Source organism: Nonomuraea sp. LPB2021202275-12-8, assembly GCF_037044575.1.
GTDB lineage: Bacteria > Actinomycetota > Actinomycetes > Streptosporangiales > Streptosporangiaceae > Nonomuraea.
The window spans coordinates 1-327 of the sequence record NZ_JBAHWD010000180.1 but is presented as its reverse complement, the minus strand read 5'-3'; the positions used below and the strand labels follow the sequence as shown (position 1 = coordinate 327).

The 327-nt window shown below is 61.8% G+C and carries 1 protein-coding gene; it reads right to left on the bottom strand.

The annotated features are described in order from the left end of the window. On the bottom strand, nucleotides 1-215 hold a 215-nt coding region (gene tnpA / locus V5E28_RS49280; protein WP_442946028.1), incomplete at its 3' end, for an IS200/IS605 family transposase. Nucleotides 216-327 lie beyond the last annotated feature (112 nt).

Sequence of the window (327 nt, the reverse complement as noted above, 5' to 3'; positions counted from 1 at the left end):
GACGGCGAGTTCTTCGGGTGCGGCTTCACGAGCAGATGCACGTGGTCGGGCATCACCTCAAGGGCGACGATCTCCCAGTCGTGCTCGGCGGCCTTGGCGCGGATCAGCTCCTCCAGCCGGGTCTTCACCCGGCCGCCCAGGACACGACGACGGTACTTGGGGCACCACACCACGTGGTAGCCCAAGTCGTACACCGCACCGGGGGAAGTGCGCACCTGACGAGACACGCATTCATTATAAGAGATGTGTTCTTATAAACCCGGCGATTTCCAGACCAGAATGAAATTCTCAAGGTCACGGCACGCTCAGGCGCTGGAGCGCCTTCCC